This is a genomic window from Spiribacter roseus (genome assembly GCF_002813635.1).
In the GTDB taxonomy this organism is placed as follows: Bacteria; Pseudomonadota; Gammaproteobacteria; order Nitrococcales; family Nitrococcaceae; genus Spiribacter; species Spiribacter roseus.
Window position 1 is genome coordinate 1,620,321 of sequence record NZ_CP016382.1, and the last position, 17,588, is coordinate 1,637,908.

Here is a 17,588-nt window from a genome sequence, read left to right on the forward strand (position 1 = left end):
GGCATGATCGGCAACGGCCAGATCAATGGCCTGATCGATCCCCTCGGCCGCCTCGTCTGGGCGTGCCTGCCCCGCTTTGATGCCGAGCCCGCCTTCTCACGGCTCGTCGACTCGCAGGACCGCGGCCACTTCAGCATCGAGCTCTGCGACCAGTGCGCGGTCCGTCAGTCCTACCATCCCAACACCGCGGTCCTGTCCACCGAGCTGACCGACCGTTACGGCGCCATCCTGCGCATCATCGACTTCTGCCCGCGGTTCCGGCAGTACGACCGCACCTATCGGCCGGTCATGATCATCCGCCGCGTCGAAGTCGTGCGCGGTCATCCGGTGATCCGCACCCGGCTGCGCCCGGTGAGCGGCTGGGATGCCAGCGCGCCGTCCACCACGCGCGGCAGCAATCACGTCCGCTTTCTGCGCCACGACCAGGTCCTGCGCGTCACCACCGACGCGCCGCTGACCCATGTCCTCGACGAGACGCCGTTCGTGGTCGACGCCACCATGACCTTCATCCTCGGCCCCGATGAAAGCGTCAAGGAATCGGTGGAGGCCATGGGCCGCCGGTTTCTGGAGCAGACCGAGATGTACTGGCGCGACTGGACGCGCTCGCTGGCCATTCCCTTCGACTGGCAGCAGGCGGTGATCCGCGCCGCCATCACCCTCAAGCTCTCGGCCTACGAGGACACCGGCGCGGTGATCGCCGCCGCCACCACCTCGATCCCCGAAGCGGCGGACAGTGGCCGCAACTGGGACTACCGGTACTGCTGGCTGCGGGATGCCTACTTCACCGTGCATGCGCTCAACCGCCTGGGCGCGACACGCACCATGGAAGGGTTCCTGCGCTACATCATCAACCTGGTGGCCGCCAGCGGCGATCACCGTCTGCAGCCGCTCTATGGCATCGGCGGCGAGCGCCGCATCGAGGAGACCACCGCCGACGCACTGGGTGGCTATCGCGGCATGGGGCCGGTGCGCGTGGGCAACGCCGCCTACTACCAGGTCCAGCATGATGTCTACGGCACGGTCATCCTCGCCGCCACCCAGGCGTTTTTCGACGCCCGCCTCGAGCGGCCCGGCGACCAGGCCCTCTACCAGCGCCTCTGCGCCCTCGGCGAGGAGGCCATCCGCCACCACGACCAGCCCGACGCCGGCATCTGGGAATACCGCGGCCGGGCCCGCGTGCACACCTACTCGGCAATGATGTGCTGGGCGGCCTGTGACCGGCTGCGCCGCATCGCCGAGCAGCTCGGGCTGGATGCCGACGCCGGCTACTGGTCGGGCCAGGCCGCCACCATCCATGCCACCGTCTGCCGCGAGGCGTGGAGCGATACCCACAATGCCTTTGTCGAGAGCTTCGGCGGTGACAGCCTTGATGCCAGCCTGCTGCTCATGCACGAGCTGGGCTTTCTGGCCGCCGATGATCCGCGCTTCATCGGCACCGTCGAGGCCATCGAGGCCCACCTGCGCCGGGGCGACCATCTGTTCCGCTATGCCGCCGCTGATGATTTCGGTCGGCCTGAGAACGCCTTCAACATCTGCACCTTCTGGTTCATTGACGCCCTCCAGGCCATCGGCCGCCATGACGAGGCGCGACGGCTGTTCGAGAACATGCTCGGCCACCGCACTCGGCTGGGCCTGCTCTCCGAGGATCTCGACGCCAACCACGGCGAACTCTGGGGCAATTTCCCGCAGACCTACAGTATGGTGGGGCTGATCAACTCGGCCATGCACCTGAGCCGCAGCTGGGAGGAAAGCCTTTGAGTCGACTGGTCGTTGTCTCCAACCGGGTCCCCCTGCCACAGCCCGGCCAGCCTCAGGCCGGCGGACTGGCCGTGGCCCTGTCCGATGCGCTGTCGCGACGCGGCGGCCTGTGGTTCGGCTGGTCGGGCGAGGTCAGCGAACAGCCCGACTCCCGCCCGTCGATCCGCCACCACGAGGGCATCGACTACGCGACCCTGTCGCTGAGCCGCGAGGACTATGACGACTTCTACCTGGGCTATTCCAATGCGGTGATCTGGCCGGTGTTCCACTTCAACCTGGGGGCCATGGACTATCAGCGGCGCTATTCCCACGCCTACACCCGAGTCAACGCCCGCTTCGCCGACTGCCTGGCCCCGCTCATCGAGCCCGACGACACCCTCTGGATCCACGACTACCACCTCATGCCGCTGGCCCGCGAGCTGCGCGAACGCGGCCTGCGCAACCGCATCGGGTTTTTCCTCCACATCCCCTTCCCCGACTACGACGTGCTGCGGGCCATGCCGGGCCATCGGGCCCTGCTGGAGGATCTGTGCCGGTTCGACCTGCTGGGTTTTCAGACCGCCAACGACCGGCATGCCTTCGAGGAATCCGCCACCCGGGCCATCGGGGCGCTGGTGCGGGCCTCCGGGCAGCTGCGCCACCGCAACCGCGACCTGCGCACCGGCGTCTATCCGGTGGGCGTCGACGTGGCGGCCCTCGCCGACCTGTCCGCGCAGACCCTGACCACACCCGCCGTCCAGCGGCTGCTCGACGGGCTTGGCGAGCGCGATCTGATGATCGGCGTCGACCGCCTCGACTACTCCAAGGGCCTCGAGCAGCGCTTCCGCGCGTTCGAGGCGCTGTTCGATGACTACCCCCACCGCCGCGGGCATACCGTGCTCATGCAGATCGCCAGCCCCTCGCGCGGGGACATCGCCGAGTACGCCGATCTGCGCCAGCGCCTGGAGGGGCTGAGCGGGCATATCAACGGCGTCTATGGCGATCTCGACTGGGCGCCGCTGCACTACCTCAACCGCACCTTCGAGCGGGGTGCCATCATGGGGCTCTACCGCGCGGCGCGGGTGGGGGTGGTCACCCCGCTGCGCGACGGCATGAACTTGGTCGCCAAGGAGTTCATCGCCAGTCAGGATCCGGACAACCCCGGGGTGCTGGTGCTCTCGGACCTGGCCGGGTCGGCCGCAGAGCTGAGCGACGCGATCCGCGTCAATCCCTACGACACCGATGCCATCGCCGCCGGGCTCAACCAGGCCCTGGCGATGCCACGACCCGAGCGCCGGCGGCGCCACGAGCGCATGATGGCGGTGCTCCATCGCAACGACATCGGCGCCTGGGAACGGCGCTTTCTCGATGACCTCGGCGGCGGCCACGACTGACCCGGGCGCCCCCGCTGCGGCGCGCATCATCATGCATGTCGACATGGATGCGTTCTTCGCCTCGGTGGAACTCAAGCGCCGCCCCAGCCTCCGGGGCCAGCCGGTCATTGTCGGCGGGCGCGGCGATCCGGCCCGGCGCGGCGTGGTCTCCACCGCCACCTATGAGGCACGGGTGTTCGGCATCCACTCGGGCATGGCGCTGCGCACGGCGGCGCGGCTGTGCCCCGATGCGGTCTTTCTGCCGGTGGACTTTCCCGCCTACCACGAGGCCTCGGCGCGGGTCTTCGAATGCCTGGCCGCGGTCAGTGAACGCCTGCAGCCAGTGGGGCTGGACGAGGCCTACATGGACATCAGCCATCGCAGCGATGACCCACTCGGCATCGGCCTGAGGCTGAAGGATGACATCCATGCCGCCACCGACCTGGTGGCCTCCGTGGGGATCGGTCCCAACCGACTACTCGCAAAGATCGCCTCGGACCTGGAAAAGCCCGATGGGCTGACCCGGCTGCATCCCGCTGACGTGCCCGAGCGGGTCTGGCCACTGCCGGTGCGGACCCTGCATGGCGTCGGCCCGCGCACCGCCGAGCGGTTGGCCGGTCTGGGTGTGGAGACGGTCGGCGATCTGGCCCGGATGGGCCGGGATGGGCTGTCCACCGAGTTCAGTCCGCGGCATGCGCAGTCACTGAGCGACTCGGCCCATGGCATTGACGAGCGCCCCGTGCAGACGGAGCGCGTCCGCAAGTCCATCGGCCGCGAGCGCACCTTCCAGCAGGACTGCCGCAGCAGCGGGCGGCTCGATCATGAAGCGCGGCTGATGCTCGATGAGGTGCGGGGGCGGCTGACCGCCCGCCAGCTAGGCGCCCGGACAGTGACGGTCAAGCTGCGTTACCGCGACTTCACCACCCATACCCGGTCCCAGAGCCTGGCCAGCGCCACCGATGATCATGAGGCACTGGCGGCGCTGGTCCGCCAGTGCCTGTTCGCGCACCGGCTGCATCGCGCGGTGCGCCTGCTGGGCGTCCAGCTCTCGGGGCTGACGCCGCTCTAGAGCCCCAGGTCGTCGCGCACGATGGTCACCGCACCGGTGCCATCGACGTTGGTCACGCCCTCAAGCCAGCGGTTGAGCAGGTCCGGGTTATCCATGATCAGTTTCTGGCCCGCCTCCATGGGGGACATTTCCTCGTTGATCACATAACCGCCCGCCTGGCTCTGCTCTTCGACCGTGTAGGCGTACTGCTCAAGGAGCCGGCCGACGTTGCTGCAGCGCTCGCTGTAGCCGGCGGTGGCGATGGTGTAGACCGTGGCGCCGCCCTGGTTGGGGCCGAAGTAATCGGCACCGCCGGTCAGGTAGCGCATGTCGATGTTGATGTTCATCGGATGCGGCGCCCAGCCCAGGAACGCCACCCACTCATCGCGGGGCACCGAGCGCTGCACCTGGGTGAGCATGCCCGCCTCGGAGGACTCCATGAGCTCCCAGTCGCCCAGTCCGAAGGCATCGTCGTCGATCATCGCCTGGATGGCGGCATTACCGTCGTTGCCGGCCTCGATGCCGTAGATGCGCCCCTCGAAGCGGTCCTGATAGTCATCCAGGTCGGCGAAATCGCGGACGCCGGCCTCCCAGACATAGTCCGGGACCGCCAGGGTGTACTTGGCACCTTCGAGGTTGGCACTGATCTGCTCGATCTCGCCATCGTCGAGATAGGGCCGGATCATGCTCTCCTGGGTGGGCAGCCAGAGGCCCAGAAAGGCATCACGCTGGCCGTCGGCCACCGACTGGAAGGCGATCGGCACCGAGGCCGTGGTCAGCTCCACCTCGTAGCCCAGCGTCTCGAGCAGGTATTCCATGACCTCGGACTTGATGGTCACACCGGTCCAGTTGACGTTGGCAAGACCCACCGACTGGCAGCTCTCCGGCTCGTTGGCGCTGGCGTTCATGGCGGACAGTGACACCAGAGCGGCACCGGCGACCGTCGCGATCATTCGGGTTTTCATAGGTTCTCCAGATTTACCGACTCGTTTTGAGTGGCTTAAGCACACCACAATATTGATTGAGTGGTCAATCAATGAAGATTAGACTGGCGGGCATTCGATCGGGAGGCGTTGGCATGGCGCGGAAAGGAATGGAAACGGTGCGGCGCCGGCAATTGATCCAGGCGACCCTCCAGGTCATCCATGACCAGGGGCTGCAGGCCACGACACTGGGCCGGGTCGGCCAGCAGGCCGGCATCTCCCCGGGTCTGGTCGCCCACTACTTCGGTGACAAGCGGCATCTGCTGGCGTCGACCTACCTGTCGCTGGTGCGCTCGCTGGAGCAGGAATACCGCGCGGCACGGGCGGGAACGGCGGCCGGGCTGCCGCGGGTGCGGGCCATCATCGACGCCAACTTCGCCGCCAGCCAGTCCGATGCCGTCACCGTCAGCTGCTGGCTGTCGTTCTGGGCGCAGGTCAACCATGTGCCCTCCATCGCCCGCATCCAGCGGGTGGTGACGCGCCGCCTCGAGAGCAATCTCACCCATGCGCTGGCGGCCTTTCTGCCGCGCGCCGAGGCGGTGCGACTCGCCGAAGGCCTGGGCGTGATGATCGACGGCCTGTGGCTGCGCGCCAGTCTGCGCACCGGCGGCGTGGATGTGGCCGCGGCCCGCGCCCTGGCCCATCGCTACCTCGACTCCGAACTCCATGCACTGACCGGAGGCCCGCATGTCCAGACCGCCTGAGCGCCTGCTGTGGATCGACAACACCTGGGTCGACGCCCGGCAGGGACGACGCTTCACCACCACCAACCCGGCTACCGGCGAGCCCCTCGCCGAGGTGGCCGAAGCCGATGCCAGTGACGTCGACGCCGCCGTGCGCAGCGCCCGGGCCGCCCAGGTCGACTGGGCGGCGAGGTCCGGTGTCGAGCGGGGTCGCATCCTGGCGGCCGCCGCCGCCGCGGTGCGCGCACACCGCGATGAGCTCGCCCGGCTTGAATGCCTGGATGGTGGCAAGCCCATCGCCGAAACCCCCGAGGCCGATGTCGATTCCGCGGCCGACTGCCTGGAATACTTCGCCGGTCAGGCCGGCAGCCTGCAGGGCGAGTACCAGGACGTGGCAGGCGGGTTCTTCTACACCCGCCCCGAGCCCCTCGGGGTCTGCGGCGGCATCGGTGCCTGGAACTACCCACTCCAGATCGCCGCCTGGAAAAGCGCACCGGCGCTCGCCGCCGGTAACGCCATGGTCTTCAAGCCCGCCGAGCTGACGCCGCTGTCGGCCCTGCGGTTCGCTGAGATCCTGGCCGAGGCGGGTCTGCCGGCGGGACTTTTCAATGTGGTCCAGGGCGCCGCGGAAACCGGTCAGGCCCTGACCCGCCATCCCGGCATCGACAAGATCTCGCTCACCGGCGAAGTGGGCACCGGCAAGGCGGTGATGCGCGACGCCGCCGACACCCTCAAGGCGGTCACCATGGAGCTCGGTGGCAAGTCGCCACTCATCGTATTCGACGATGCCTCGCTGGATGACGCCGTCTCGGGGGCGCTGCTCGGTAACTTCTACACCCAGGGCGAGATCTGCACCAACGGCACGCGGGTGTATGTCCACGAGGCGGTGATCGAGGCGTTCATCGACCGGGTCCTGACCCGCACCCGGCGGCTGACCATCGGTGATCCGGCCGATCCGGACACCGACATCGGCGCGCTGATATCACCCGCCCACCGCGACCATGTCCTCGAGTACATCCGGCGCGGCGAGGCGGAGGGCGCACAGCGCCTGATCGGGGGTGAAGCGGTGACGGTCGCCGGCTGCCCGGGGGGCGCCTTCGTCTCGCCGGCGGTGTTCCGGGTGAAGAATGACGACTGCGTCATCGCCCGCGAGGAGATCTTCGGCCCGGTCATGACCATCCTGCCGTTCCGCGACGAGGCCGAGGTCATCCGGCGTGCCAACGACACGCCCTACGGCCTGGCCGGCGGGGTGTTCACCCGCGATCTGTCCCGCGGCCACCGAGTGGCGGCGGCCCTGCAGGCGGGGGTCATCTGGATCAATCACTACAACCTGACCCCCATCGAGATGCCGTTCGGCGGCATGCGCCAGTCAGGGATCGGCCGCGAGAACAGCCGCCGCGCCCTTGACCACTACACCCAGCTGAAAAGCGTGTTCGTCGCCAGCACCGGCGTCGACGCCCCCTACTGACGGATCGCGTATGCACACGGAAACCTTCGACTACGTCATCATCGGCGCCGGCTCGGCCGGCGCCGTGCTCGCCCACCGGCTGACCGAGGATCCGGACTGCCGGGTGCTGCTGCTGGAAGCCGGGCCCATGGATTACAGCCTCTGGATTCACATGCCCTCGGCCTTCGACAAGCCCATGGGCAGCCGGCGCTACAACTGGGGCTACGCCACCGAGCCCGAGCCGGCCATGGACAACCGGCGCATGGACTGCCCGCGCGGCCACGTGCTGGGCGGGTCCTCCTCGATCAACGGCATGGCCTATGTGCGCGGCAATGCCCTCGACTATGAGGGCTGGGCGGATGACTTCGGCCTCGAGCAGTGGCGCTACTCGAAAGTGCTGCCGTACTTCCGCCGCGCCGAGGACTTTGATCAGGGCGCCAATGACTACCACGGCAGCGGCGGCCCCCTGCATGTGACCACCGGGGCGATGCGCAATCCGCTCTATCGGGCCTTCGTCGACGCCGGTGTGGCGGCCGGCTACCCCGAGACCGACGACATGAACGGCTATCAGCAGGAGGGCTTCGGGCCCATGTTCATGACCACGCGCAACGGGGTGCGCTGGTCCACCGCCAACGCCTATCTGCGCCCGATCATGCGCCGGCCCAATCTGACCCTGCGCACCGGGGCGCTCACCGAGACCCTGCAGTTCGATGCCGACCGGGTCATCGGCGTGCGCTACCGCTATCGGCGCGAGACCCATGAGGCACGGGTCGACCGCGAGGTGCTGCTGTGCGCCGGGGCCATCAACTCGCCGCAGATCCTGATGCGCTCGGGCATCGGTCCCGCAGCGGCACTGCAGGACCACGGCATCGACGTCCAGCAGGATCTGCCCGGCGTCGGCGAAAACCTCCAGGACCACCTCGAGGTTTACGTGCAGTACGCCTGCCGCGAGCCGATCACCCTGTTCAGCGCCCTCAAGCCCTGGAACCAGGCGCGCATCGGCATCCAGTGGCTGACCACCCGCGGCGGGCTGGGGGCCACCAACCACTTCGAGTCGGGCGGGTTCATCCGCAGCGAAGCGGGCGTGCCCTATCCCAACCTGCAGTATCACTTCATGCCCATCGCGCTCAGCTACGACGGCAGCGTGTCGGCGGACTGCCACGGCTTTCAGGCCCACGTCGGGCCCATGCGCCCCGAGAGCCGCGGCCGCGTCACCCTGTCGGGGGCGGATCCCGAGGCGGCCCCGCGAATCGTATTCAACTACATGGCCAGCGAACGCGACCGGCGGGAGATGCGCGCCGCCGTGCGCCTGACCCGCGAGGTCATCGAGCAGTCCCCCATGGACCGGTTCCGCGAGCGCCCCCTGTCCCCCGGGCCCGAGGTGCAGAGTGACGCCGAGATCGACGCCTGGGTGCGGGCCAATGGCGAGAGTGCCTATCACCCCAGCGGCACCTGCCGGATGGGAACGGCCGGCGATCCGCAGGCGGTGGTCGATGGCGACGGCCGGGTGCACGGCGTCGCGGGCCTGCGGGTGATCGATGCCTCGATCATGCCGCGCATCGCCAGCGGCAACCTCAATGCGCCCACCATCATGATCGCCGAAAAGCTCGCCGACCGGCTGCGTGGCCGGGCGACCCTCGACGAGCCGCAGCCCTGGTACCAGGCGGCCGACTGGTCGACGCGGCAACGCTGATACGGATCGTCTTCTGCGGTACAATGCTGCTATGCAACATAGTTCCAGCAGGAGTTCCGGCCGATGACAGTCCGCAACCTCGATTACCTTTTCAAGCCGCGCTCAATCGCCATCGTCGGCGCCAGCCGGCGGCCCGGATCGGTCGGCGCGGTACTGGCCCGCAACCTGTTCAACGGCGGCTTCGACGGCCCGATCATGCCGGTCAACCCCAAGCACCAGTCCATCGAGGGGGTGCTGAGCTACAAATCCATTGATGAGCTGCCGGTCACCCCGGATCTGGCGGTGGTCTGCACCCCGCCCAAGACCGTGCCCGAGGTGGTCCGCCAGCTGGCCGAACGCGGCACCCGCGGCGTGGTGGTCATCACCGCCGGCTTCGGCGAGGGCGACGATGACGAGGGCATGGAACTGCGACAGCAGGCGCTGGATGCCGCGCGCCCGCATCTGACCCGCATCATCGGCCCCAACTGCCTGGGCATTCTGGTCCCCGGGTTCGGCCTCAATGCCAGCTTCGCCCATCTGGCGCCCCCCGAGGGCCGCATCGCCTTCGTCACCCAGTCCGGCGCGATCGTCACGTCGGTGCTCGACTGGGCCGAGCGTCGCGGGATCGGGTTTTCGCACATGATCTCGCTGGGCGACATGGCCGACGTCGACTTCGGCGATACCATCGACTATCTCGCCAGCGACCCCAACACTCGGGCCATCCTGCTCTATGCCGAGGCGATCACCGACGCCCGCAAGTTCATGTCGGCCGCCCGGGCGGCGGCGCGCATGAAGCCGGTGATCGTGGTCAAGTCGGGGCGCCATGCGGCCAGCGCCCAGGCGGCGGCGTCGCATACCGGCGCCCTCGCCGGCTCGGACAAGGTCTATGACGCGGCCTTCCGGCGCGCCGGCATGCTGCGGGTGGACACCCTCGGCGAGCTGTTCGCCGCCGTCGAGACCCTCGCCACCACCGGCACACCCAACGGCGACCGGCTGGCGATCCTGACCAACGGCGGGGGCATCGGCGTACTGGCCACCGATGCGCTGATCGGCCACGAAGGCAAGCTCGCCACCCTGCCGGATCACACGGTGCAGGCCCTCAACGAGGTGCTGCCACCCACCTGGTCCCACGGCAACCCGGTGGACATCATCGGTGACGCCCCGGGCAAACGCTACGCCGACTCCCTGGCGGTGCTGGCGGATAGCGACGCCGCCGACGCCATTCTGGTCCTCAACTGCCCCACGGCGGTGTCCGACAGCATGGATGCCGCTGAGGCAGTGATTGCCGAGCAGAGCCGCCAGCAGTCGCAGCCCGGGCGTCGCGACAGACAGCCCAAGCTGCTGACCTGCTGGGTCGGCGAGCATACGGCGCAGAACGCGCGCCGGCGTTTCTCCGAAGCCGACATCCCCAGCTACACAACGCCGGAAGGCGCCGTGCGGGCGTTCATGCACATGGTGGCCTACCGCCGCAACCAGGAGCAGCTGCTCGAGACGCCACCGTCGGTGCCGGAGCTGTTCACGCCGGATTACGAGACGGCCAACCGGCTGGTGGAACAGGCCGCCGCCGAGAACCGCGAGATCCTCAGTGAACCCGAGGCCAAGCAGCTGCTGGCCGCGTTTGGCGTCGAGGTGGTCGCCACGGAGGTCGCCGAGTCACCGGAGGCGGCGGCGGATGCCGCCGAGCGGCTGGGGTATCCGGCCGCCATCAAGATCCTCTCGAAGGACATCACGCACAAAAGCGATGTCGGTGGTGTCGCCCTCGATCTTGAGGATCACGACGCGGTCTATCGCGCCGCCGAGGCCATGCGCCGCCGCGTGGCGGAGACCTATCCGGACGCCGACCTGCAGGGTTTCAGCGTCCAGCCCATGGTCAAGCGGGCCGGGGCGTGGGAGCTGATCGCCGGGTTTACCGAGGACGCGCAGTTCGGCCCGGTGGTGCTGTTCGGTCAGGGTGGCACAGCGGTCGAGGTCATCAAGGACCAGTCGCTGGCGCTACCGCCGCTCAACATGAAACTCGCCAACGACATGATCGAGCGCACCCGGGTCTACGACCAGCTACAGGGCTATCGCGACCGCCGGCCGGCGGATCTCGATGCCATCGCCCTCACCCTGACGCGCATCGCCCAGATCGCCGCCGACATCTCGCGGGTCAAGGAGCTGGACATCAACCCGCTGCTGGCCTCGGCGGACGGGGTGGTGGCCCTGGACGCCCGGGTGCGCATCGGCGAGAACGGCACCGGCACGCGGCGCCTGGCGATCCGGCCCTATCCGCGCCAGCTCGAGAAGACCGTGGTGGCCGACGACGGCGCCGAGTACCTGCTGCGGCCCATCGTCCCCGAGGACGAGCCGGCCCTGCACCGGGCGTTCGCCCATCTGACGCCCGAGCAGATCCGGCTGCGCTTCTTCGCCCCCATGAAGCAGATGAGCCACATGGCCGCGGCGCGGTTCACGCAGATCGACTACAACCGCGAAATGGCGCTCATCATCACCGATGCCGACAAGGTGCCGGGCGAGGCCGAGATGTACGGCGCGGTGCACATCCATGCCGATCCGGACGATGAAAAGGCCGAGTACTCGATCATCGTGCGCCACGACCTGACCCGGCAGGGGCTGGGCCGGCTGCTCATGGAGCATGTCATCGACTACGCCCGGGACCGCGGCATCGGCGAGATCGAGGGTGATGTGCTGCGCGAGAACCAGCCCATGCTGGCGCTCTGCAGCCAGCTCGGCTTTGAGCAGCACACCGATGCCGAAGACCGCGACATCGTCCGGGTCTCGCTGCCGCTATGACCGGTACTTCATGATCTCCATGAGCTCATCCACGATCACGTCGGCATCGCCCCGTTCGCGGGCGCTGGTGACGTGGTGGTGGAGGTGGCTGCGCAGGACCGTGTCACCCACCTTCTCCAGCGCGCCGTCCACCGCCTTCAGCTGGCGCAGGACGTCCACGCAGTAGACATCCTCGCGCTCGAGCATGCGGACGATGCCCTCGATATGCCCGCGGATCGAGGCCAGCCGCTGGCGGGCGGTCTCGCGGACCGCCGGGTCAAGGGCGAGATGACAGTGCTCGACGGAATCGTTCATGCCGCGGCCTGCGTGGGTGCCGACGCCGGGCGGAACCGGCGCAGGCGCAGTGAATTGGTGAGCACGAACAGGCTCGACAGGCTCATGGCCGCCGCCGCGGCCATCGGGTTCAACAGCCAGCCGGTGAACGGAAACAGCAGTCCCGCCGCCACCGGGATCAACAGGACGTTGTAGCCATAGGCCCAGACAAAGTTGCCCTTGATCGTGCGATGCGTGCGACGGGCCAGCGCCACGGCATTGAGCAGGCCGTTGAGGTCGGCCCGCATCAACACCGCGTCGCCGGCCTCGATGGCCACATCGGTGCCGGTGCCGATGGCGATGCCCACATCCGCACGGGCAAGCGCCGGGGCGTCATTGATGCCATCGCCGACGAACGTCACCCGGCGGCCCTCGCCCTGCAGGCGCTGCACCTCGCGGGCCTTGGCGTCGGGCAGCACGCCGGCCATGACCTCATCGATCCCCAGCCGATCGGCCAAGGCATGGGCGGTGGCCGCCTGGTCACCGGTGACCATCGCCACCCGCAGGCCCTGGGCGCGCAGCGCGGCAATGACCGCCGCGCTCTCGGGACGCGGCGGATCGGCGATGGCGACCACCCCCAGCAGCTGACCGTCCACGGCGGCATAGACGGGAGTCTTCGCCGCCTGCATCAGCGCCTCGACCTCGGTCTGCACGGCCGTCGTGTCAACGCCCAGCCATTCCATGTAGTGCGCCGCGCCGATGTGCACATAGCGGTCATCCACCCGGGCGTGCACCCCATAGCCGCTCACCGCCTCGAACCCGGTGGCGGTGGGCCAGGCAAGGCCGCGTTCGCGCGCGGCGGCCACCACCGCGTCGGCCAGCGGATGCTCACTGTGGGATTCCACTGCCGCCATGAGGGTCAGCACATCATCGTCGCTGCCGGTGGCGCCGATCTGATCGGTTACCTGCGGGCGGCCGAGGGTCAGCGTGCCGGTCTTGTCGAGGACCACGGTATCGGTGCGGGCCAGTGATTCCAGGGCGGCCCCGCGCCGCAGCAGCAGACCGTTCTCGGCCCCCTTGCCGGTGGCCACCATGACCGCGGTGGGGGTGGCGAGCCCCATGGCACAGGGACAGGCAATGAGCAGGACGCTGACCGTGGCCACGAAGGCATAGGAGAGCACCGGCTCAGGGCCCACGGTCAGCCAGATGGCGGCGGTCAACAGCGCCACCACCAGCACCACGGGGACGAACACCCCGGCGATCCGGTCGGCCATCTGCTGGATCGGCGGTTTTTCGGCCTGGGCTTTCTCGACCATGCCGATGATCTGCGCCAGCACCGTATCGGCCCCCACCTCGGTGACGGTGGCGGTCAGCGATCCCTGGCCATTGACCGTACCGGCCACCAGGCGATCACCCTCGGACTTGGCCACCGGCAATGGCTCGCCACTGATCATCGACTCGTCGACGCGTGACTGACCCTCGCTGACCCGGGCGTCCACGGGAATGCGCTCGCCGGGCCGGATCATGACTGTCTCGCCACGCGCCACGGCATGGATGTCCACTTCGGTGGGGCCCTCATCACGCACCACGCGGGCGGTGCGTGCCTGCATGCCCAGCAGGCGCTTGATGGCCATCGAGGTCCGGCCACGGGCGATCTGCTCGAGGTAGCGCCCCACCAGGATCAGGGTGATGATCACGCCGGCGGCCTCGAAGTAGCTGCCGGCGGTCCCCGGCGGGAACATTCCCGGCACCAGCAGGGCGAGCAACGAGTAGCCATAGGCCGCGCCCGCACCGATCATGACCAGACTGCTCATCGCCGGCGCCCGGTGGCGCATCTCGGTCAGCCCCTTGCGGAAAAAGTCCCGGCCGGCCCAGAAGACGATGGGCGTCGCCAGCAGCCATTCCCCCGCAATCCAGGCGCGCTCGGGCAGCCACTGGGCAAACCACGCGGCGCCCCCGGGGATGTGCCGGCCCATGGCGATGGCCACCAGCGGCACCGCGAAGGCGGCGGCGGTCAGTACACGCCGGCGCAGCACGGCCTGCTCGCGTGCCGCCGCATCCTGGCCCGGCGCCTCGTCGCCGGCGTCACCACGCCGCTCGGCTCCATAGCCGGCCGCCTCCACCGCCTTGATCAGATCAGCGCTGTCGAGACTGCCGGCGATCACCTCGACATCGGCCGTGCCCATGCCGAGGTTGATGCTGGCGTTCACCACCCCCGGCAGGGCATTGAGGGCGTTTTCGACCGTGCGCACGCAACCGCCGCAGGTCAGGCCACTCAGTGCGAGTTGAATGGACTCGTGTCGGGCGGGATAGCCGGCGTCATCAAGCTGACTGTCCACCCGGTTCAATCCCTCGGCGGGGTCATGACCGGCGTCAAAGGCCACATGGGCCCGGGCGGTGGACAGATTGACACTGGCTGTCTCGACACCCGGGACACGACGGATCGCCTGCTCGGCGCGATTGACGCAGCTGCCACAGTTCAGGCCGGTGACCTCAAGGTCGAAGGTGTCTGCGGGCATGAAGGCCTCGATCATTACGAAGTGATGGCCTTACGGTACCCCTCCCCCCGGGGGGCCGGTCAAACGCAGCGATCACGATGGCCGGGCACAAAAAAGGGGGCCCGAAGGCCCCCTTTGGTTCATCCAGGCAATGAATGCGCTGGATTACATGCTCTCACGCCAATCGGCAACGAGCTCGTCGTAGGGCACGGTCTCGCCCTGCGGCTTCTCGTTTTCCAGCGGAGGCTTCGGCGCGCCGGGCTGGTTGAACCAGTACTCGGCAGTCCGCTCCTCGTTCAGGCGCGGTCCGCAGACTTCCTGCACACCGGCCCGCTCGAGGCGCTCCATGACGCGATCCTGCTCAGCCGCCAGGTTATCCATGGCGCCCTGCGGGGTCTCCTCACCGGTCACGGCAGCGGCCACGTTGGACCACCACAGCTGAGCCAGACGCGGATAGTCAGGCACGTTGGTGCCGGTATCCGTCCACAGCTCACGCGCCGGGCTGCGATAGAACTCAACCAGACCACCGAGCTCCGGTGCCCGCTCCGTCATCGACTCGGACATGATGTCCGACTCGCGGATCGGGGTGAGGCCCTCGTTGAGCTTCTTCAGCGACACGACCTTCGAGGTCACGAACTGGGCATACAGCCAGGCGGCCTTGCGGGCCTCCGGATCGGCATGCTTGAAGAACGTCCAGGAACCGATGTCCTGATAACCGACCTTCATGCCCTCTTCCCAGTACGGGCCGTGGGGCGAGGGGGCCATGCGCCACTTCGGCGTGCCATCCTCGTTCACCACCGGCAGGCCCTCTTCGACCATGGAGGCGGTGAAGGCCGTGTACCAGAAGATCTGCTGGGCGATCTGACCCTGGGCCGGGACCGGGCCCGCCTCCGAGAAGGTCATGCCCGAGGCGGACGGCGGTGCATAGTCACCCAGCCAGTCGATGTACTTGGTCAGTGCATAGACGGCGGCCGGGCCATTCACGGCACCACCACGGGTCACATCGGAACCGACCGGATGGCAGTCCTCGACACGGATGCCCCACTCGTCAACGGGCAGACCGTTGGGCAGGCCCTTGTCACCGGCACCGGCCATCGACAGCCAGGCGTCAGTGAAACGCCAGCCGAGGGACGGGTCCTTCTTGCCGTAGTCCATGTGGCCGTAGACCTCGCGACCATCCAGCTGGCCCACGTTCTCGGTAAAGAACTCGGCGATGTCCTCATAGGCGGACCAGTTCACCGGCACACCCAGCTCATAGCCGTAGATGTCTTCGAACTGCGCCTGAAGGTCTTCGCGCTGGAACCAGTCATAGCGGAACCAGTAGACGTTGGCGAACTGCTGGTCCGGCAGCTGGTACATGTTGCCGTCCGGCGCGGTCACTGCATCCAGACCGATGAAGTCGTCCAGATCCAGGTACGGCGACGTGACATCGGCACCCTCGCCTTCCATGTAGTCAGTCAGCGAGACCACCTGACCATAGCGGTAGTGGGTACCGATCAGGTCAGCATCGTTGATGTAGCCATCGTAAATGCTCTCACCCGACTGCATTTCGGTCTGCAGCGCCTCGATCACGTCACCCTCACCGATCAGGTTGTGGGTGAGGTTGATGCCGGTGATGTCGGAAAAGGCCTCGGCCAGGACACTGGCCTCGTACTCATGGGTGGCGATGGTCTCGGAGACCACGGACACGTCCATGCCACGGAAGTCCTCAGCCGCGTCGATGAACCACTCGAGCTGCTCGAGCTGCTCTTCGCGGGTCAGTGTCGACGGCTGGAACTCGTCGAGATACTGCTCGGCGACAGCCATCTGCTCATCGGTGGCCGCCTGGGCATTGCCCAGCCCGCCGACACCGAGGGCAGCAGCCACGGCCAGTGCAGTCAAAGGACGCATGGCGTTTTTCTGCTCTGTCATGCTTTTCTCCTCCAGGAAGGGGTCATCACCCCATTACTCAAGGACAGAGGCACTGGCCAATCCAGTGCTTGCCCACTTCTAGCCCCATCGAAGCATCACCGCGGCGTAAACCACAGAAATGCCCGAGGCAAACAAAAGGCTCGCGTCCGAAAACGCCAGCCAGATGAGATGGATGAAGGCCGCCCCCAGCAGGCTCATGAACAGACGATCCCCGCGGGTCGTCGGCACTGGCAGGAAGCCCCGCCGCTCGTAGGTCGGCATCACGAACTGCAGGACGCCAAAGACCACCAGCATCACGGCTATGGCGATGAAAAAGATCGCCACCGGCTGGGTCCAGGCCATCCAGGACAGATTGAAGCTGATTCCTTCGTTCATCGTTGCAAACTCCGATTACACGCGGCCGAGGGCGAAGCCCCGGGCGATGTGCTTGCGCACGAACCAGATCACCAGGGCGCCAGGCACGAGCGTGAGAATACCGGCCGTCGCGAGCAGCCCCCAGTCAAGCCCGGAGGCACTGACCGTCCGCGTCATGGTGACCGCGATCGGCTTCGCATCGACGGAGGTGAGGGTCCGCGCCAGCAGCAGCTCGACCCATGAGAACATGAAGCAGAAGAACGCCGTCACACCCACGCCGGAACGGATCAGCGGCAGGAAGATGGTGATGAAAAAGCGCGGCCAGCTGTATCCATCCAGATAGGCGGTTTCATCGATCTCCTTCGGCACCCCGGACATGAACCCCTCAAGGATCCAGACCGCCAGTGGCACCGTGAACAGGGTATGGGCCAGCGCCACCGCAATGTGCGTGTCATACAGCCCGACACTCTGGTAGAGCTCGAAGAACGGCAGCAGGAACACCGCCGGCGGCGCCATGATGTTGGTCAGCAGCCAGAAGAACAGGTGCTTGTCACCGAGGAAGTTGTAGCGGCTGAACGCATACGCGGCGGGCAGCGCCACGGTGAGCGATATCACCACGTTCATCGCCACATACAGCGTCGAATTGATGTACCCCGGGAACCAGGTGGGGTCGGTGAAGATCTTCACATAGTTAGCCACCGTCAGGTTTTCCGGCCACAGCGTGAAAGTCGACAGGATTTCCTGGTTGGTCTTGAGCGACATCATCAGCAGCCAGTAGATCGGCAGCATCAGGAAGATCAGCCAGGCGGCCAGGAAGATATAGCGTCGTTTCGAACCCAC

At 67.5% G+C, this 17,588-nt stretch carries 13 protein-coding genes; 7 read left to right on the forward strand and 6 right to left on the reverse strand.

Annotated elements, in window-relative coordinates; translation table 11 throughout:
* Positions 1 to 3 precede the first annotated feature (3 nt).
* From BBH56_RS07990 to dinB, 3 genes are read left to right on the forward strand one after another with little or no spacing between them, the layout of a single operon-like run.
* Positions 4 to 1,758: a glycoside hydrolase family 15 protein gene (locus tag BBH56_RS07990; protein WP_235013484.1), complete on the forward strand. Its 1,755-nt coding sequence runs from the start codon at positions 4 to 6 to the stop codon at positions 1,756 to 1,758.
* Positions 1,755 to 3,131 carry an alpha,alpha-trehalose-phosphate synthase (UDP-forming) gene (locus BBH56_RS07995; RefSeq protein ID WP_148122494.1) on the forward strand — a complete coding sequence of 459 codons (1,377 nt, stop codon included), beginning with the start codon at positions 1,755 to 1,757 and terminating at the stop codon, positions 3,129 to 3,131. The genes BBH56_RS07990 and BBH56_RS07995 overlap by 4 nt, the downstream gene beginning before the upstream one ends.
* Entirely contained in the window at positions 3,106 to 4,179 is a 1,074-nt protein-coding gene (dinB, locus tag BBH56_RS08000; protein ID WP_318262525.1) for a DNA polymerase IV, read from the forward strand. The genes BBH56_RS07995 and dinB overlap by 26 nt, the downstream gene beginning before the upstream one ends.
* Here dinB and choX read toward each other — a convergent pair.
* The gene (gene choX, locus BBH56_RS08005) at positions 4,176 to 5,111 is read right to left on the reverse strand and encodes a choline ABC transporter substrate-binding protein (RefSeq protein WP_235011907.1); all 936 of its coding nucleotides are present in this window, start codon (positions 5,109 to 5,111) and stop codon (positions 4,176 to 4,178) included. The two genes, dinB and choX, sit on opposite strands and share 4 nt — an antisense overlap.
* A gap of 125 nt (positions 5,112 to 5,236) precedes the next feature.
* Between choX and betI the strand changes: the two genes are divergently transcribed.
* The 4 genes from betI (at position 5,237) to BBH56_RS08025 (ending at position 11,733) form a co-directional block, all read left to right on the forward strand.
* Entirely contained in the window at positions 5,237 to 5,845 is a 609-nt protein-coding gene (gene betI, locus BBH56_RS08010; protein ID WP_157809133.1) for a transcriptional regulator BetI, read from the forward strand.
* Entirely contained in the window at positions 5,829 to 7,292 is a 1,464-nt protein-coding gene (gene betB / locus BBH56_RS08015; RefSeq protein WP_148122497.1) for a betaine-aldehyde dehydrogenase, read from the forward strand. The genes betI and betB overlap by 17 nt, the downstream gene beginning before the upstream one ends.
* 10 nt (positions 7,293 to 7,302) lie before the next feature.
* Positions 7,303 to 8,964 (forward strand): choline dehydrogenase, encoded by a 1,662-nt coding sequence (betA, locus tag BBH56_RS08020; protein ID WP_148122498.1) that lies wholly within the window; start codon positions 7,303 to 7,305, stop codon positions 8,962 to 8,964.
* A 63-nt stretch (positions 8,965 to 9,027) separates the two neighbouring features.
* Positions 9,028 to 11,733 (forward strand): bifunctional acetate--CoA ligase family protein/GNAT family N-acetyltransferase, encoded by a 2,706-nt coding sequence (locus BBH56_RS08025; RefSeq protein WP_148122499.1) that lies wholly within the window; start codon positions 9,028 to 9,030, stop codon positions 11,731 to 11,733.
* On the opposite strand, the gene BBH56_RS08030 is transcribed toward BBH56_RS08025, so the two are convergent.
* The 5 genes from BBH56_RS08030 to BBH56_RS08050 form a co-directional block, all read right to left on the reverse strand.
* The gene (locus tag BBH56_RS08030; RefSeq protein ID WP_110883392.1) at positions 11,728 to 12,027 is read right to left on the reverse strand and encodes a metal-sensitive transcriptional regulator; all 300 of its coding nucleotides are present in this window, start codon (positions 12,025 to 12,027) and stop codon (positions 11,728 to 11,730) included. The genes BBH56_RS08025 and BBH56_RS08030 overlap by 6 nt on opposite strands.
* Entirely contained in the window at positions 12,024 to 14,504 is a 2,481-nt protein-coding gene (locus BBH56_RS08035) for a heavy metal translocating P-type ATPase (RefSeq protein WP_148122778.1), read from the reverse strand. The genes BBH56_RS08030 and BBH56_RS08035 overlap by 4 nt, the downstream gene beginning before the upstream one ends.
* 144 nt (positions 14,505 to 14,648) lie before the next feature.
* Positions 14,649 to 16,394 carry an ABC transporter substrate-binding protein gene (locus tag BBH56_RS08040; protein WP_148122500.1) on the reverse strand — a complete coding sequence of 582 codons (1,746 nt, stop codon included), beginning with the start codon at positions 16,392 to 16,394 and terminating at the stop codon, positions 14,649 to 14,651.
* 78 nt (positions 16,395 to 16,472) lie between these two features.
* Positions 16,473 to 16,769, reverse strand: coding sequence for a DUF2160 domain-containing protein (locus BBH56_RS08045; protein ID WP_110883394.1), 297 nt, complete (start codon positions 16,767 to 16,769; stop codon positions 16,473 to 16,475).
* A gap of 15 nt (positions 16,770 to 16,784) precedes the next feature.
* Positions 16,785 to 17,588: a carbohydrate ABC transporter permease gene (locus tag BBH56_RS08050; RefSeq protein ID WP_148122501.1), complete on the reverse strand. Its 804-nt coding sequence runs from the start codon at positions 17,586 to 17,588 to the stop codon at positions 16,785 to 16,787.